The organism is uncultured Thermomonas sp. (assembly GCF_937872235.1).
Lineage (GTDB): Bacteria > Pseudomonadota > Gammaproteobacteria > Xanthomonadales > Xanthomonadaceae > Thermomonas > Thermomonas beijingensis.
The window spans coordinates 1-15,819 of record NZ_CALMPC010000027.1 but is presented as its reverse complement, the minus strand read 5'-3'; the positions used below and the strand labels follow the sequence as shown (position 1 = coordinate 15,819).

14 protein-coding genes and 2 pseudogenes are annotated in these 15,819 nt (G+C 61.7%); 9 read left to right on the top strand and 7 right to left on the bottom strand.

The genetic code is table 11. The annotated features are described in order from the left end of the window. From gltS to QWB57_RS02650, 3 genes are read left to right on the top strand one after another with little or no spacing between them, the layout of a single operon-like run. Positions 1-1,197 carry a sodium/glutamate symporter gene (gene gltS, locus QWB57_RS02660; protein WP_223626010.1) on the top strand — a complete coding sequence of 399 codons (1,197 nt, stop codon included), beginning with the start codon at positions 1-3 and terminating at the stop codon, positions 1,195-1,197. A gap of 2 nt (positions 1,198-1,199) precedes the next feature. Further along, a complete protein-coding gene (locus QWB57_RS02655) occupies positions 1,200-2,444 on the top strand; it encodes an FAD-dependent oxidoreductase (RefSeq protein WP_288968231.1) in 1,245 nt (414 codons plus the stop codon). Beyond that, positions 2,441-3,775, top strand: coding sequence for a hypothetical protein (locus tag QWB57_RS02650; protein ID WP_223626005.1), 1,335 nt, complete (start codon positions 2,441-2,443; stop codon positions 3,773-3,775). The genes QWB57_RS02655 and QWB57_RS02650 overlap by 4 nt, the downstream gene beginning before the upstream one ends. 9 nt (positions 3,776-3,784) lie before the next feature. On the opposite strand, the gene QWB57_RS02645 is transcribed toward QWB57_RS02650, so the two are convergent. The 4 genes and pseudogenes from QWB57_RS02645 to rsgA form a co-directional block, all read right to left on the bottom strand. After that, the gene (locus QWB57_RS02645; RefSeq protein ID WP_288968229.1) at positions 3,785-5,818 is read right to left on the bottom strand and encodes a hypothetical protein; all 2,034 of its coding nucleotides are present in this window, start codon (positions 5,816-5,818) and stop codon (positions 3,785-3,787) included. 104 nt (positions 5,819-5,922) lie between these two features. Continuing rightward, positions 5,923-6,633, bottom strand: a complete 711-nt coding sequence (locus QWB57_RS02640; protein WP_288968228.1) for a hypothetical protein — start codon at positions 6,631-6,633, stop codon at positions 5,923-5,925. Between the two features lie 181 nt (positions 6,634-6,814). After that, on the bottom strand, positions 6,815-8,071 hold the full coding sequence (locus QWB57_RS02635) for a flavohemoglobin expression-modulating QEGLA motif protein (protein ID WP_288968226.1): 1,257 nt from the start codon (positions 8,069-8,071) through the stop codon (positions 6,815-6,817). Then, positions 8,058-9,107 (bottom strand): annotated as a pseudogene (gene rsgA / locus QWB57_RS02630) (ribosome small subunit-dependent GTPase A); the annotation flags it as partial. The gene QWB57_RS02635 and the pseudogene rsgA, both read right to left, overlap by 14 nt. 195 nt (positions 9,108-9,302) lie before the next feature. On the opposite strand from rsgA, the gene QWB57_RS02625 reads away from it, so the two are divergent. The 3 genes from QWB57_RS02625 to grxD all read left to right on the top strand — a co-directional run bounded on the left by QWB57_RS02625 (position 9,303) and on the right by grxD (position 12,178). Then, positions 9,303-10,562 (top strand): aminotransferase class I/II-fold pyridoxal phosphate-dependent enzyme, encoded by a 1,260-nt coding sequence (locus tag QWB57_RS02625; protein WP_223625995.1) that lies wholly within the window; start codon positions 9,303-9,305, stop codon positions 10,560-10,562. Further along, positions 10,562-11,182, top strand: a complete 621-nt coding sequence (locus QWB57_RS02620) for an SGNH/GDSL hydrolase family protein (protein WP_288968224.1) — start codon at positions 10,562-10,564, stop codon at positions 11,180-11,182. The genes QWB57_RS02625 and QWB57_RS02620 overlap by 1 nt, the downstream gene beginning before the upstream one ends. 72 nt (positions 11,183-11,254) lie before the next feature. Then, entirely contained in the window at positions 11,255-12,178 is a 924-nt protein-coding gene (gene grxD, locus QWB57_RS02615; protein WP_223625990.1) for a Grx4 family monothiol glutaredoxin, read from the top strand. Here the strand turns inward: grxD and QWB57_RS02610 are convergent, their stop codons facing one another. After that, positions 12,179-12,709 (bottom strand): DUF924 family protein, encoded by a 531-nt coding sequence (locus QWB57_RS02610; protein WP_223625988.1) that lies wholly within the window; start codon positions 12,707-12,709, stop codon positions 12,179-12,181. Between the two features lie 8 nt (positions 12,710-12,717). Further along, on the bottom strand, positions 12,718-13,494 hold the full coding sequence (locus QWB57_RS02605; RefSeq protein ID WP_288968222.1) for an AMP nucleosidase: 777 nt from the start codon (positions 13,492-13,494) through the stop codon (positions 12,718-12,720). A 218-nt stretch (positions 13,495-13,712) separates the two neighbouring features. Between QWB57_RS02605 and QWB57_RS02600 the strand changes: the two genes are divergently transcribed. From QWB57_RS02600 to QWB57_RS02590, 3 genes are read left to right on the top strand one after another with little or no spacing between them, the layout of a single operon-like run. Continuing rightward, on the top strand, positions 13,713-14,654 hold the full coding sequence (locus QWB57_RS02600) for a DegV family protein (RefSeq protein ID WP_288968221.1): 942 nt from the start codon (positions 13,713-13,715) through the stop codon (positions 14,652-14,654). A gap of 57 nt (positions 14,655-14,711) precedes the next feature. Further along, positions 14,712-15,056, top strand: coding sequence for a hypothetical protein (locus QWB57_RS02595; RefSeq protein ID WP_288968220.1), 345 nt, complete (start codon positions 14,712-14,714; stop codon positions 15,054-15,056). A gap of 18 nt (positions 15,057-15,074) precedes the next feature. After that, a complete protein-coding gene (locus QWB57_RS02590) occupies positions 15,075-15,749 on the top strand; it encodes an adenine nucleotide alpha hydrolase (protein ID WP_288968219.1) in 675 nt (224 codons plus the stop codon). Here QWB57_RS02590 and QWB57_RS02585 read toward each other — a convergent pair. Continuing rightward, a pseudogene (locus tag QWB57_RS02585) lies at positions 15,722-15,819 on the bottom strand (S-formylglutathione hydrolase); the annotation flags it as partial. The gene QWB57_RS02590 and the pseudogene QWB57_RS02585 overlap by 28 nt on opposite strands.

The following is a 15,819-nucleotide window of genomic DNA, read 5'->3' as shown; positions in this document are numbered from 1 at the left end:
ATGCTTGAACTGAACGCCGTGCACACGTTGGCGCTTGCCGGCATCGCCCTGTTCCTTGGCTACGCACTGTGCCGCGTGATTCCGCTGCTGAGCCGCTACAACCTGCCCCCGCCGGTGATTGGCGGTCTGGTGTTTGCGCTGATTGCGTGGGCAGCGCATGCGCGCGGCACCACTTGGGTGGCACTGGATACCAGTTTGCAACCAGCCTTGATGATCGCGTTCTTTACCAGCATTGGCTTCAACGCCAGTGCGCGTTTGCTGAAGATCAGCGGCCGCCAAGTCGCCCTGTTCTTGCTGCTGGCCAGCGGCTTTGCGGTATTGCAAAACTTGCTGGGAATGGCAGTAGCAATCGGCTTTGGTCTGCATCCGCTATTTGGGGTGCTGGCCGGCTCCACCACCTTGACCGGCGGCCCTGCCACTGGGCTGGCATTTGCCCCGCTGTTTGAACGCGCCGGCGTGAGTGGTGCGGCCTCGATCGCGGTGGCCTCGGCAATGGCCGGGATTGTCTGTGGCGGCTTGCTGGGCGGGCCGGTGGCGACCTGGTTCATTCGTCGCAATGGCCTGACCTCGGTGCGCCCCAGTGACCACCACGCACCCGATGAAGCGGTTGCAGTGGAGGTCGCCACGGAAAGCCAGCGCGAATACACCGCGCTCAAAAGCATCGTCATTTTGCTGGTCGCGATGTGGCTGGGGGCGTGGGTGAGCAAGCTGATCACCAGCACCGGGGTGACGTTGCCGGCCTATGTGGGCGCGATGCTGGCAGGGGCCCTGCTGCGGAATCTGGACGATAGCCGCGGCTGGCTCGGCCTGTCGGTGGCCACACTCGAACTGATCGGCAATGTCTGCCTGTCGCTGTTTCTGGCGGTTGCGCTGATGAATTTGAAACTATGGGAACTGGCCGGCCTGGCGGCCCCGTTGCTGCTCAATTTGGCATTGCAATCGGCATTGGTTGCGGTGTTCTGCGGGGTGGTATTTCGGGTGATGGGCCGCGACTATGACGCCGCCGTGATGGGCGGCGGCTTCATCGGGTTCATGCTGGGCACTACCGCCAATGCAATGGCAGTGATGCGCACCCTGGTGGAGCGCTATGGCGTGGCCCCGCGTGCATTTTTGGTGGCCCCGCTGGTGGGCGCATTCTTCATCGACTTCACCAACGCCCTGATCATTACCGGCTTCATCAATTTCTGGCCGCATTGAGCATGCCCACCGCCAACCCCACAACCGACCCGGAACGTATTGTCGATGTTGCCGTGCTTGGTGCCGGTGTGGTCGGCATCAGCACTGCCTACGCCCTGGCTCGACGCGGGAGGCAGGTGGCACTGATCGAACGTGGGCAGGGGCCCGCACTGGGCGCATCATTCGCCAATGGCGCTCAACTGAGTTATGCCTACACCGATGCCATGGCCGCGCCAGCACTGTGGAAGCAACTGCCAGGCATGTTGCTGGGCCGCGATGCGGCGTTCCGTACCCGCGCCTCGGCAGACCCGCACTACTGGCGCTGGGGCTTGGCATTTTTGCGTAACGCCACTGCACACCGGCTTGAACGCAACACATTGGCAACGTTGGCGCTGGCATTGGAATCACGCGCCGCCATGGCCGAACTCTTGGCGCGCCACCCGATTGCATTTGACCACACTGCCCCAGGCAAACTGCATGTCTATTACGACGCAGCCGCACTGCCCAAAGCACGCGCGATGATCGCCGCCAAGCACCAATTCGGCGTGCGGCAAAACGTACTGACACCTGCACAAGCGATCGCCATCGAGCCAGCACTGATCGCCGCGCGCGACATGGCCTTCGTGGTGCATTCGCCTGAAGAAGAAGTGGGTGACCCGTTCAAATTCAGCAGCCAATTGCTGCACCTGCTGTGCGCCGAGTATGGCGTGGAGCCGTACTTCGATGTTGCCGTGCACGGCCTGCATCGCACTCCCGAAGGCTGGCACCTGCAAGCTGCCAACGGTCTGCATCTGCGCGCCAAAAAAATCGCACTCTGTGCCGGCATCGACAGCCACGGCTTGCTGCGACAACTCGGCATCCGCTCGCCCTTGATGGCGGTCAAAGGCTATTCGTTCACCGCCCCCTGCGGCGCGCAAGCGCCCGCCGCCAGCATCACCGATACCGCCCGCAAACTGGTGTTCTGCAAACTGGGGAACTCCATTCGCGTGGCCGGCTTGGCCGACCTCAACCATTGGGATTCCACACCAGACCCGCAGCGTTTTGCGCAATTGTTGGCAATGGCGCAGGCCTCGCTGCCACAAGCAGCCGAGTACGCGCAGGTTGCTTCACCATGGGCGGGGTTACGCCCGGTCACGCCCCACTCCAGCCCGGTGATTGCGCGGGCCCAACCAGGACTGGTGCTCAATATCGGCCACGGCATGTTGGGTTGGACCTTGGCGATGGGTAGCGGCGAACGCGCCGCGCGACTGGTACTGCACGCGCCATGAATCCGCTATCACCTAGCCACCAGACGCTATCCAACAAAGGCATAGCAGCCTGCGTCTTGCTGGCGGCCTTGCTACTGCAACTGCCGCTGATTCTCAATCCCGGCTACTTTAGTCACGACGAACTGCAATGGGCGGCGTTGGCCAATGCCAGCACTCCATCGCCATGGCTGGAAACCTCCGCATTCCAATATCGGCCGCTGACCTTTTCATTGTGGATGGCGCTGTCGCGGGCGTTATTCGATACGCCGATGCTGTTTCATGCCGTACTGGTGCTGTGGGGCGCACTCAATGCAGTGGCGCTGCACTGGATCGGGCGTAGCTTTGGCATGTCGCGCTGGCCCGCCGTGTTCGGTGCATTGGGGTTTGTGCTGACCCCGTATGCCGCCTATACCCACGGCTGGGTAGGCTGCATGGCCGATTTGATCTGGCTAAGTTGCGCACTGGGCATCGCGTTGCTGGTACAGCGCGCGCGCGCGCAATGGATGGCGGCCATCAGCAGCGCCACGCTGACTACGCTGGCCCTACTCGGCAAAGAAGCTGCCTTCGCCATCCCTCCGCTGCTGGCACTGGCGTGGTGGCTGGATGATGATGCGGCGAGAAAATCCCGATGGTGGACAAGTATGCTGGCCACAGGCGCGGTCTGCGCGGTGTATCTGGGCTTGCGCTTGGATGTACTGCTGCATGCACCGCGCGAAGGTTCGCAATACACATTAAGTGTGCTCAACCTGCCGCAGCGTTGGTTTGAATATCAAATCTTTGCCCCGATTCCGCCCTTGCTGGAAATCTCCACCACCCTTCGTCGCAGCGGCCCAGTGCTGCTGGCAGGCCTGCTGTGGTCAGGCATGTTGATCGCGTTATGGCGTGCGTCGCCCAAGCTGTGCACACTCTTCCTGCTTGGTGGAATTGCGGCGCTACTTCCAGTGCTGCCGTTGGGTAGTAGCTGGAATCATTACGGCTACGGCTTTGCCGCCATCACCGCGATGATCATCGCCGGGGCATGGCCGCAAGCAAGCCACCTAGGCCGCGGCGTCATCCTCGTATTTGCCGCCCTCACCGCTCTCCACGGCGGCACCGTGATGTGGCGAATACAGCACGTTGGGCGCATCCAGGCCGTGTTTTCACCCGCACTGGCGCACGCCCTGCGCACCCACCCAACCGGCATCACCCTGCAACTGGCACCCGACGCCAAAGACTGGATCTTCGTGCGCCTCACCCACAGCATCCCAAGCTACCAAGGCGTTGCAATAGGCAACCGCGTGCGCATCGTGAACGCCAACGCACCCGCCGATTACCGCATCCACGCCGATGGAACGTTGCAGGAGCTGCGCTAGCGCGCGCACTCACGCCACTCGCAACTGCGCTGCTTGCGTAATGCCATCGTTGACGCGATCTGTGTGGTTGCAGGCTGCGGCCAGTTTTAGGGCAAACGGTTCGATCGGCGAATGCTGGTAGCGCATGCCGTGGGTGGTGCGCACATCGGCAACCGCCCAGCCCGCTGCATGTTTCCGTAGCAGCACAACGAAGTGCTCGTAGCGATCTAGACCATAGGTTTTCCATGCGTATCGGTTTTCGATGACGACGCGATACGCCTGCGCCTGCCCGCTGGCGCATTCCTCGGCGTAGTGCTGGATGTCGCACCACAGGGTCTTGCCGTAATCGACAAGCGCCTGCGTGCTGGTGATCGCAGTTGCCTTGCCGCGCCAATCCTTGAAGCTTGGCAACGCCACACACATCCACGTCACCCCTTGCATCATCGCTGCGCGACGCGCGGCCTCGCGGCGCGCTCGCACCATTTCGCGCACATTGCAAAGCCCCTCCAATTGCTTGGCAATTTCGGGCCATTCCCGGCCAAATCTGGCATTGGCAACACCGCAGACATCGCTGACCTGCCATTTGAAAAAGCGGTGTTCACGCTTCACCAAGCCAACCGTCGCCTGGCGGGGCTTGCCATCCCTTTCGAACTCGACATGAAAGGCCAAGAACGTACCGTTGATGCAATCATCACGGTAGCCATCGATACAGTGCCGCATCGTCTCACCCTCGTCGTACAAGGCCAAGCCATTGGTCAATGCACGCGCCTTGCCACTGTGATGCACCAGCTCGTTGACTGGGCTGTGCCAACTGACGGCTTGCAATGCCAGCCGCTTGCGGGTTTGGGCAGCTTTGACCAGTTGCAGCCAGCGCTGCCAACTGCCAGTGACCGCACCTGCTGGAGGCGCATCTGCAATGCGCAACCACCACGCCACCACACGGCGAATTTCGTCACGGGCCACGGCAACCGCAGCAGGATGTTGCGCGCACTCCGCCCGCCGCACGCACTGCACCGCCACTTGCTGCGGAAGCTTGGCGAACCACTGCCGGATCCCGTCGGCGCTGGTGTGACGCCAGACCTGCGACAGCACGCGGTAAGCGGCGCGTGACGGTCGCTGCACACCATGCCCGGTTTGGGCCAACCGCAACGCCAACGCCAGCGCGGCCAACTGCTCGTCGCCGGCAAAGGACTCCACAAAGCCGCGCAATGGCCGCACGCCCTGCGTGTCCAGCAGCAGACTTGCCTGCCGGGTCACGCCATGCGCACGCAGCCATGCCTTTGCGGCCTGCGTGGGGTCGGCGTCGGGAACGCCGTGCGTGAACATGTATTCGGCCACGAACGACAGTAGTTGTGGCGTTTGCCGTTCAATACGCTCCAACGCCTCCCGGTGGCGCCACACGAAGGTCAGGAAACGGTTGGTGATGGGATGGCGATGCACGCTGATGCGGCATTTGCGGGCCAGCGCCAGCAAGGCAGGTTCGATGGCCAGTGCTTGTGCCAGCAGCGCACGCATGGGTTTCGTTGGAAAGTGCGCAGGGACCTGCCGGGCCAACCCCGCGATGCGCCATGCCTGCCACGCGATGAAATCGACAGTCCCGCGAATGGCCACGGCGTTATCTTCATTGCATTCCGCACCCACCTGCGCGATGACGGCATCCACCAGTACCTTGCGCGCCTTGTCCAGCAGCGCGTAACCGATCCGGCGGTTCCATGTGGGGCTGGGGATCAGCGGGTCGAAATTGGCGCGACCGTCATCGTGTTCGATGTCCGCCAAGGCCCAACAACCGTTGTTCTGCAGGAATGCGGCGGAAAATTCCCTGGTCGCCCGGCTGTAGCCGTAGCGGAAGCCCGCAACGAAATGCACACGGCGCGACGTGCCATCGTCCTCGATGCGGATCGGTTTGGCGGCGATCTCGTCCAACCAGCCCGGCATCAGCGCCGCCACGCGCACGGCCAGCACGCGAACGATAGCCACGCGTTGCGTGCTTGGCGCGCACTCGGAATGTGGCCAGAGCGCGCTCAACTCCAGCAGCTGGCGTGCTTCGATCTGCGAGATTTCCATGGCCTTGCCTCGTGATTTTCGTTTTCGATTCCCGCAAGATTGCCTTCGGGTCGTCGCAAAACCTGAGATGGTGCGGCGCCTCATGCATTTGTCGTCTCCTGATTTCAGGATTGGACGGGCGTTCCTTCCCAGCAGCTGGCCTTGTCCCATTGCCGGGTGACACGGTTCCATTGGTAGCCATCGCCACGCGTGCAACCGGCTGCGATGCTGTCGCGTGTCGGCATATACGTTGCGATTTTCACGTTGTCAGCAATGAACGGCGCCAAGGCTTCCCCGATGGCTTGTGCTTCCCGCAAAGCGGCGGCGTAGTCGAACCGTCGAACCTCGGGCGAGTCATATCCAGCCACGTCAGGATCGATGTAGCACGCCGCCCATTTGGCAATCCGTACACGCAGTGTGCTGCCAATACGCGCATGGAATGCGGCATCCGGCCTTCCTACCTGTGTGAACAGGCCGCCTGCGGTGTCGGGGTATAGGCATAGCGTTTCATTGAGAGGGACTTCCTTCAATTCCCACGCATGCAACGCGCCCGCCTTGCGAAGAACGGCATGGGCGCGCTGGTGTTGCGACATCAGCCAGCGTTGGTAGACCAGCCCGTCATGCTCGTCGCACTCATTCGTTGTTGGCAGTGGATATTCCGGTAGTACGCGCCCCTTGTACTCATCGGGTAATTGGCAGGTCTCGGTAAAGCATTGGTCGAAGGACTGAATATCGAGCGCTGTATCGCTGTCCTGCAGCAAGTTCGGATCCGCACCGAATTCCAGCATCAACCTGATCCCCGGGGCAACGCCAAACTGCGAAAGCGCGTGCAACATGAACTCGGGTTCGCCTCGGTAGGAGACCAGCGATTGATTCGGATTCGCGCCGCTCTCCAGCAATGCACGCAAGATACCTAGCCATGTTCCGGAATAACGATCCGTGGTTCGCCACAAAGATTAGGGAAACCGCACGGCTTACCAACGTGGCATGGGTGCGTCGGCCGGCTGTGGCGATGCGCTAAAAATCACTCACCGTTTCGGCATTCATCGCTTGATCCAAGCGAATCTTGTTGGCAAATAGCGAGAACGCCAACATGCCGGCCAAGCCATTGGCGCGCGCCGCCCACGCCGGCAGCCAGCGCGGTTCTTGCAAGCTGCCGTCGTCGAACAAGGGTTGAAACCGCTGCACATCGGCCAAGGTCATTTTGCCGGCAAACAAACGCCGGCATTGGCGCAAATTACCGTGTTTGAGCGACCAACGGAAAAACGTGTGCACGCCAATCAAACCGCGCAAATACACGGTGTCTTTGGTGAACGCCATGCCGCCACTGGTGGGCACGCCACGAAACACCCGCTGTGCCGAGGTGAAGCTGTCCACCGGGTTTTGTCCGGCATCCAGGAAATAGCGGAACACCTGCATGAAGTCCGCACCTTCCATCGCCATTGCCACCGCTTCGATGCGCAGGCTGACTCGCTTCATGCGCTCGATATCAATGCTGCCGGTGATCAACTCGGCAAACACCGCCAAACCTTCCTGGGTGGCGGTGCTGCGCGGCGAGGACAGCGCCATGCTGGGCAATACGCTTTGTTGCTGCCCGTTCAATGCGGTCAATGAATGCACAAATGCTTCGTGCTGCAACAGTTGCTGCATGTCGTAATCGGAAAACGCTGCGCCAGCGCGAATACGAATCTTGCGCGAGCCGGCCGCAGCCTTGGCAATCAAATCCGGGTCCAGCTCGACCTCGATCACCCGCGCATCAAAAAAATCATCCAGCTGTGCTTGCAAGCGCAATGCCAGCGCGGTGGCGGAAATTTCCACCTGCTCGGCAGGCGATAACAATTCGCTGTCCAGCTCGCCAGCTACCGACAAAAAATGCTGCGCGGCCTCGCGCGTGGTCACCCCGCCCGGCAGCGTGTGATCGGGAGTGCCGAATAACGCCACCGACAATTCTGCCACCTTCGGTGTGCCCAATTGCTCCAACAGTGCTGCCGCTTGCTGCCAGCTGTGCGCCGACTCGATCAAATAAATGCCCAGTGGATGCGCCGGATCGGCGGCGGCGGCAATCGCCGCCAACTCGCGGCGCGCATCGGAAAAATCATGCTTGGGATATTGATACACCGGCAACGTGGCGCGGCCTTGCGCGTAGTCGGCCAGAAAGGTTTGCTGCTCGCTGGCCGGCCAACTGACCAGACTCAACAAGCGTATGCCCTTGGCGGCCTTGGCCATGCGCAGATCCAGCGCGGCGTGGTGGGCGATGGGGTCAGTGGAGGTCATGTTTTGCATCCGGCCGTTTGTGTAGCGCCTTGCCCTGCACCCGTGCCTGCGCCTTCTGCGCCAACCGCGTGGCCAGTTGATTGGCTGCACCGGCGACTTCTGCCTCCAGCTTTAAAAAGTTGTCCACGCGGGCCGCCTCCAACACGCCAGATGCAATCGCCACGCGCACTGCGCAGCCGGGTTCGTTGGCGTGCTTGCAGTCGCGAAACTTGCATTGCTGCGCCAAGGCTTCGATGTCGGCAAAACTTTCTGCCACATCTTCTTCGCCGGTGGGTTTGAGCTCGCGCATGCCGGGGGTGTCGATCAAACATGCGCCAGATGCCAAGGCCATCAAGGCGCGATGGGTGGTGGTGTGCCGGCCGCGTGCATCGCGCTCGCGCACTGCGCCGGTTTTCATTTTTTCATTGCCAAGCAAGGTATTGGTCAGGGTGGATTTACCCGCGCCGGAGCTCCCCACCAGCACAATACTTTGCCCCGCCGCCAGCCACGGCGCCAGCGCACTGGCACTGGCGGGGTCTTTTGCATTCAACGCCAGCACCGGCACGTCCAGCGTGCGCAGCGCCGCCAAGGCTGCCTCCACTTCGGCCTCGGGCTTGTCGGATTTGGTCAGCACGATGACCGGCTGCACCCCGCTGCCGCCCACCAACAACAGGTAGCGTTCGATCCGGCGCGGATTGAAATCACCATCCAGACCGCACACCACAAACACGGTATCGATATTCGCCGCGATCACTTGCTGGCGGTAATGCTCGCCGGCGGCGCCGCGCTTGATCGCCGAAAACCGTGGCAACAAAGCCACGATGCGCAGTGATTTGGGCGCACTGCCCTCCACCAACACCCAGTCGCCCACCGCCGGTCGCGCCTCGGGGTTGATCTCGCCTTTGCGATAACTGCCGGCGCGCTGCCATTCGGGCAACGATTCCGCCGGATGCACGACGTCGATGACCTCAGAAACCCGATAGCCACTGCGATGCTGCTCCACCACCCGCGCCGGCCGCGCCTGCGGATGCGCGGCACCCAACGCGGCCCAAGCTGGCGGCAGCGTTGCTGGCGTCCAGTGCCAGCCGATGGCAGACAGGGGTGTCATGGAAGAAAAATTGCGTGCATCCGGCGGATTCTAGCCTTGAACGGTGTTTGCGCCCGGCAGCAACCGTACTTGTCGCGGTGTTTATCCCGCCTTCCGCCCTATTTCCGTTAGGCTTAGCCTCCCACTTCCGCTCTGTTTGCCGCGATGTCCACCTTCAACCCCCGCAACAAGATCGCCACCCGTACCCGTTTGACCGAAGTTCGCTATGAAATCCGGGGGGAATTGGCACGGCGAGCGCGGGAGTTGGAAGGCCAGGGCCGCAAGCTCATCAAACTGAACATCGGCAACCCTGGCGCGTTCGGGTTCCGTGCGCCTGAACATCTGCAAGCCGCCATCGCCGGCGGCATCGCCCGCACCGACCCCTACACCCATCAGCAAGGCCTGCCGGAAGCGCGCGAGGCGATTGCTGCATTCCACAAGCAGCGCGGCACGCCCAATGCCTCGCCGGAGCGCGTGTTCGTCGGCAATGGCGTGTCGGAACTGATCGACATCTCGCTGCGCGCCCTGCTCAACCCCGGCGAAGAAGTGTTGGTACCCTCGCCCGACTACCCGCTGTGGTCGGCGGCCACCATCCTCAACGATGGTCGCCCGGTCTATTACAAATGCGACCGCGACAACGGTTTCCTGCCCGATCCCGAGCAGATCGAGTCACTGGTGTCCTCACGCACCCGCGCCATTGTCTTGATCAACCCCAACAACCCGACCGGCGCAAATTACCCGCGCGCACTGCTGGAGCGCATCGTCGAAATCGCCCGCCGTTATCGCCTGTTGCTGCTGGTCGATGAAATCTACGACGGCATCCTGTACGACGATGCCGTGTTCCAACCGGTGGCGCCGCTGGCCGGCGACCTGCCGTGCATGAGCTTCGGCGGATTGTCGAAGGTGCACCGTGCCTGCGGCTGGCGGGTGGGCTGGGCGGTACTGAGCGGCGACCCGCTGGCCTGCGGTGACTTCCACCACGCACTGGATCTGCTCGGCGCGCTGCGCCTGTGCGCCAACGTGCCGGGACAGTTCGCAATTGAGCAAGCCTTGCACGGCACCGATACCATTGGCGCGCTGGTGCGCCCCGGTGGCCGCCTGCATGACACCCGCAAGGCCTTGATCGAAAGCTGCGCGGCCAGTCCGCACCTGTCGCTGGTGCCGCCGGCAGGCGCGCTGTACGGCTTCCCACGCGTGGTAGGTGCGGCCGCGCAAGGCTTTGACGACCACGAATTTGCGCTGGAAATGCTGGAGCAGGAAGACGTGCTGATCGTGCCCGGCACCAGCTTCAACGTGCCGTATCGCGACCACTTCCGGGTGACATTGCTGCCCGAAGCACCGATGCTGCGTGAAGTATTCACTCGCATCGACCGCGTGCTGACCCGCCGCGCCGAACGCACGCAGCGGCAAAGCGCGGTGGCGTGATGTCGCGCCGCCTCGCCTACCTTGCGCTGGGCGATTCCTACACCATTGGCGAAGGGGTCGACGGCACAGACCGTTGGCCAATGCAACTGGCTGCACGCCTGCACGCAGCCGGTATCCCTGTTGCCGAGCCACGCATCATCGCCCAAACCGGCTGGACCACCGACGCATTGGCTGCGGCGATGGACGCGGCCGAGCCGCTGGGCGAGTGGAACTTCGTGAGCCTGCTGATTGGCGTCAACAACCAATACCGCGGGCGTGCACTGGTCAATTACATCGACGAATTCACTGGCCTGCTACAACGCGCCATCGCGCTGGCGGGTGGGCACGCAGAGCGCGTGCTGGTGCTGTCGATCCCTGATTGGGGGGTCACCCCGTTCGCACGACAAGAATTGCGTAGCCCACGCCGTATCGCGCAGGAAATCGATACCTACAACGCCGCTGCACAGACCGTGTGTGCCACCCACAACGTGGCTTTTGTCGATATCACCGGCATCAGCCGTGATGCCGGCGACACGTTGCAAATGCTGGTGGAGGACGGGCTGCACCCTGCGGCGGTGCAGTACACCCGCTGGGTCGATGCGGTGCTGCCGGTCGCAAAAGGCTTGCTTGCTGCCTCTTGATCCCGGTCAGCCTGCCGCCAGCGTTGGCGGCGTAGAATTGCAAACTCTCCTTATTGCGTTTGGACTTGCCCCATGTCGCTCGACCCCGCCCTGCGCGCCCGCATTGAATCCGTTCTGTCTGCCAACCCGGTGGTGCTGTTCTTGAAGGGCACGCCGGAGGCCCCGCAATGCGGGTTTTCGGCGAAGACCGCCGCGGCGATGGATGCCACCGGCGCGACCTATGCCCATGTCAACGTGCTGGCCGATCCGGACATCCGCGACGGCATCAAAATTTACGGCGACTGGCCAACCATCCCGCAGCTGTACATCCATGGTGAGCTGGTCGGGGGCTGTGACATCGTCACCCAGATGGCTGCCAGCGGTGAATTGCACGCGGCGCTGGGGCTGCCGGCACCCGACCGCACGCCACCGCAGATCACGATTACCGATGCCGCCGCCGAGATGCTGAAGCAAGCACTTGCCAATGCCGGCGAGGGCTATGCACTGCAAATCGAGGTCGATCAAGGCTTCAATGCACGCCTGCAACTGGCCCCGGTGGATAGCACGGCCATCGCCACGGAGGCCGCCGGTATCCGCGCCCAGTTCGATCTAGTCAGCGCCCAACGCGCACGCGGCCTGACCATTGATTGGGCCGACGATGCACGTGGCAAAGGCTTGATCATCGACAACCCCAACGCTCCCGCCAAGGTCAAGCCACTGACCCCGGCGCAAGTGCGTGAACGGGTGCAGGCCGGCACGTTGACCTTGGTCGATGTGCGCCCCGCCGAGGAACGCGCACTGGCGCAGGTACCGGTCGCGCACCGCACCTTCGATGACGGCGTGGAAGAAATTGAAGCACTGCCGAAGGACACCGCACTGGCCTTCCTGTGCCAAGCCGGCGCACGCAGCCAGCAAGCGGCCGAGCACTTCCGTGCATTGGGCTTCAAGGAGCTTTACAACGTGACCGGCGGGATTGTGGCGTGGGCAGAGCTGGATTCATCGGTGCCGCGCTACTGATCAAAACCCGCCACCGGCATCCAACCACGCCTGCTCGTCGGGCGTGTTGGTGCGCCCGAGCGCAGCATTGCGATGCGGGAAACGGCCGAACTGCGCAATCACGTCGCGGTGCGCCACCGCATAGCCCAGCAAATCGGGATTATCCAGCGCGGTGAACAGCGCCACCGCCCGTTGCTGGTCGGCCAACACCTCCGAATGTTCAAACGGCAGGTAAAAGAACATCTGCAGCGCAGGATCCACCTGCGCATCAAAGCCCGCGGCGATTGCATGATTGGCATGCAGCAAAGCCAGCGGATCGGTGGCAAAGGCATGGCCACTGCCGCGAAAAATATTGCGCGGAATCTGATCCAGCAACACCACCAGTGCCAGCGCACTGTCGGCCGCCTGCATCCAAGCATCACATTCACGACGGGCGGCGGAAAAATGTGCCTCCTGCCAGCGCTCGCGACATTCGGCGTCAAATGCTGCACCACCACGAAACCATTTCCCCATGCCGGCTTCGCGCCAGAACGCCAGTAAACCCTTCGCCATATCCGGGTTCACTCGTCGAACCTCAAATGCCGTACCGACTTGCCATTGCGGCGAATCAGCTTGAGTGCTTCGATACCAACCTTGATGTGGTTTTGCACGAACTCGGCGGACACCTTGGCATCGGAGGCTTCAGTCTTCACGCCTTCCGGAATCATCGGCTGATCGGACACCAGGAGCAGCGCGCCACACGGAATCCGGTTGGCAAAGCCGGCTGCGAAGATGGTGGCGGTTTCCATATCAATCGCCATGCAACGCATCGTGCGCAGCTTTTCCTTGAACTCATCGTCATGCTCCCACACCCTGCGGTTGGTGGTGAACACGGTGCCGGTCCAGTAATCCAGCTCCAGGTCGCGGATGCTGGTCGAAATCACGCGCTGCATCGCAAACGCAGGCAACGCCGGTACTTGTGGTGGCAGGTAGTCGTCGCTGGTGCCTTCGCCACGGATCGCGGCAATCGGCAGCACCAGATCACCCAATTGGTTTTTCCGCTTCAAACCGCCGCATTTGCCCAGAAACAACACCGCCTTCGGGCAGATCGCCGAGAGCAGGTCCATCACCGTGGCCGCATTCGGGCTACCCATGCCGAAATTGATCAAGGTGATGCCGTCGATGGTGGCACTGGGCATTGGCCGGTCCAACCCCACAATCGGCGCGCCAGTCATCTTGGAAAAATGCGCCAGATAACCGCCGAAATTGGTCAACAAAATATGCTGGCCGAAGCCGTCCAGCGGCACCCCGGTATAGCGAGGCAGCCAATTGCCGACAATGTCTTGTTTGCTTTTCATGCGTGTTCTTTTGGTCTCCTGTCGGCCTACGGAATGGCCCTCTTGCCGGCGCATCGTCCAAGTGGATGCGGGGCTACGGCGTTCAGCATGCCACTAGTGTTCATTGCAGGTGAAGGTTTGCGGCATCGCAACATCGAAACGTGATGCCGATCGGTGCAAAACGCGCACATTTACGGTACGTTGATCAGTGGATGGTCTTAAATTTCAAGGGGTGTGAAATGCGTATCGGCATCATCACTGATTCGGCCTGCGATCTTCCAAATGATTTTATCGATCGCGAACAGATCGTGATCTTGCCGGTGACGATCCAGATCGGGCAGGCGATCCTAGCCGATACCCGCAATGAGGAAGCCACCATGAGCTTTCTCACCGGCGAAACCGCCGAACGCGCATTCGAGGCCGAAACTACGCCCTACACCGTGCAGCAAGTACACGACTTGTTCCTGGGTAAATTGGTGCATGACTACGATTACGTGTTTTGCATCACCACCACCCGCACGCGCAGCGGTATTCACGACAACGCGGTGCAAGCTAGCTACTCGATCCTCAACGATTACAAGCCGATTCGTGCACAGTCCGGCAACACCACCCCGTTTGCATTGCGTGTGATTGATAGTCAAAACGTATTTGCGGCGGTCGGCGTGCTGGTGGTTGAAGCCGTACGCATGCGTGCAGCGGGTGAAACACCGCCCAAGATTCGTGCTCACCTGGAAAGCCTGGCCAGCAATATTCAAGGCTACATGGTGCCGCCGGATTTGCATTACCTGCGCAACCGGATCAAGAAGCGTGGTGACAAGAGCGTCAGCTTCTTCAGCGCGGCGCTGGGCACGGCGTTGGACATCAAGCCCATCCTGCATTGCAACAAGGGTGACACCGGCCCGGTAGCCAAGGTCAAGGGGTTCAACGCCGCCACCGAAAAAATGTTCGATTTCGCCTGTAAACAAGTGCGTGCGGGCCTGCTGACCCCCACCATGAGCCTGAGTTACGGCGGCGACTTGAACGATATGCGCAAACTACCCGGCTACGACCGTTTGCGTGCCACATGTACCGAACACAATGTAGAGGTGTTCGAAAGCTTCATGGGCCTGAGCGGACTGGTGAACGTGGGCAAGGGGGCCATCGTGCTGGCGTTTGCTGCCGAGCCGCGCAAGTTCGATTAAGCACGGCTGCCAGGATGTCAGCTTGCATCTCCACACCCCCTCGCAATCGGATCCTTCATGCCTACCCGTTATTACATCCGCCTGCCTGATCCCGCCATGGCCCGCGGCGGCGACACCGATCTGAGCTTCCACTCGCAAGGTGCCGATGGCTTTGCCGATGAGCTGCAGCAAGCATTGCGCACCAGCACATTGTTCGAACGCTGGAGTGCAAAGCAGAGCGATCCCGATGATGTGGATCCCGCGCTGGGTGCCACCGACCCCGACGCGCAAGTGCTCGGGCATCAAAACGACCTGCATGTGGAGTTGGAAGTGGTCACCCACCTGCCGTCCGCACTGCTGCGCCAGCGCATGGCGCTGTTGGCCGGCCACGGCTGGCAATTGCGCGACGTTGCCGCCGCCTGATTTTTGCGCACCATCCGCATGATACCCACCCTGCTTTCATGGAGCGGCGGCAAGGATGCTGCGTGGGCGTTGCATGCGCTGCGCCAGCGTGGCGAATTCGACGTGGTGGGCCTGCTCACCACGCTGACCGAAGGCTTCGACCGCATTTCGATGCAAGGTATTCGCCGTGAGCTGCTGCACGCACAAGCACAGGCGGCGGGCCTGCCGGTGATCGAAGCCTGGATCCCGCAGGCGGCCGATAACGCCGCCTACATCGCCAGTTTCAGCGACGCCGTTGGGCGCGCACAAGCGCGCTGGCCGGGACTTGTGCATATCGCCTATGGCGATTTATTCCTGCCCGACATTCGTGTCTGGCGCGAAACCCTGTGCGCAACCCTGGGCATCACGCCACTGTTCCCTGTGTTTGGCAGCGACACCGCACACCTCGCGCGCACGATGATTGCCGGTGGCCTGCGCGCGCAGCTGTGCTGTGTGGACACCACCCAACTGGACGCTGCATTTGCAGGGCGTGTGTTCGATACCGCATTCCTGCGCGACCTACCCCAGCACATTGACCCCTGCGGCGAGAACGGTGAGTTTCACACCTGTGTGTTTGCCGGGCCGATGTTCAATCACCCCATCGCCATCGCACGCGGCGACAGCGTGCTGCGCGATGGACGCTTTGCCTATACCGATTTCAAATTGAATGCGTGATGGGCGATGTGCTCGCCGATGAAACTGGCGATGAAGTAGTAGCTGTGGTCATGGCCAGGCTGCATGCGCA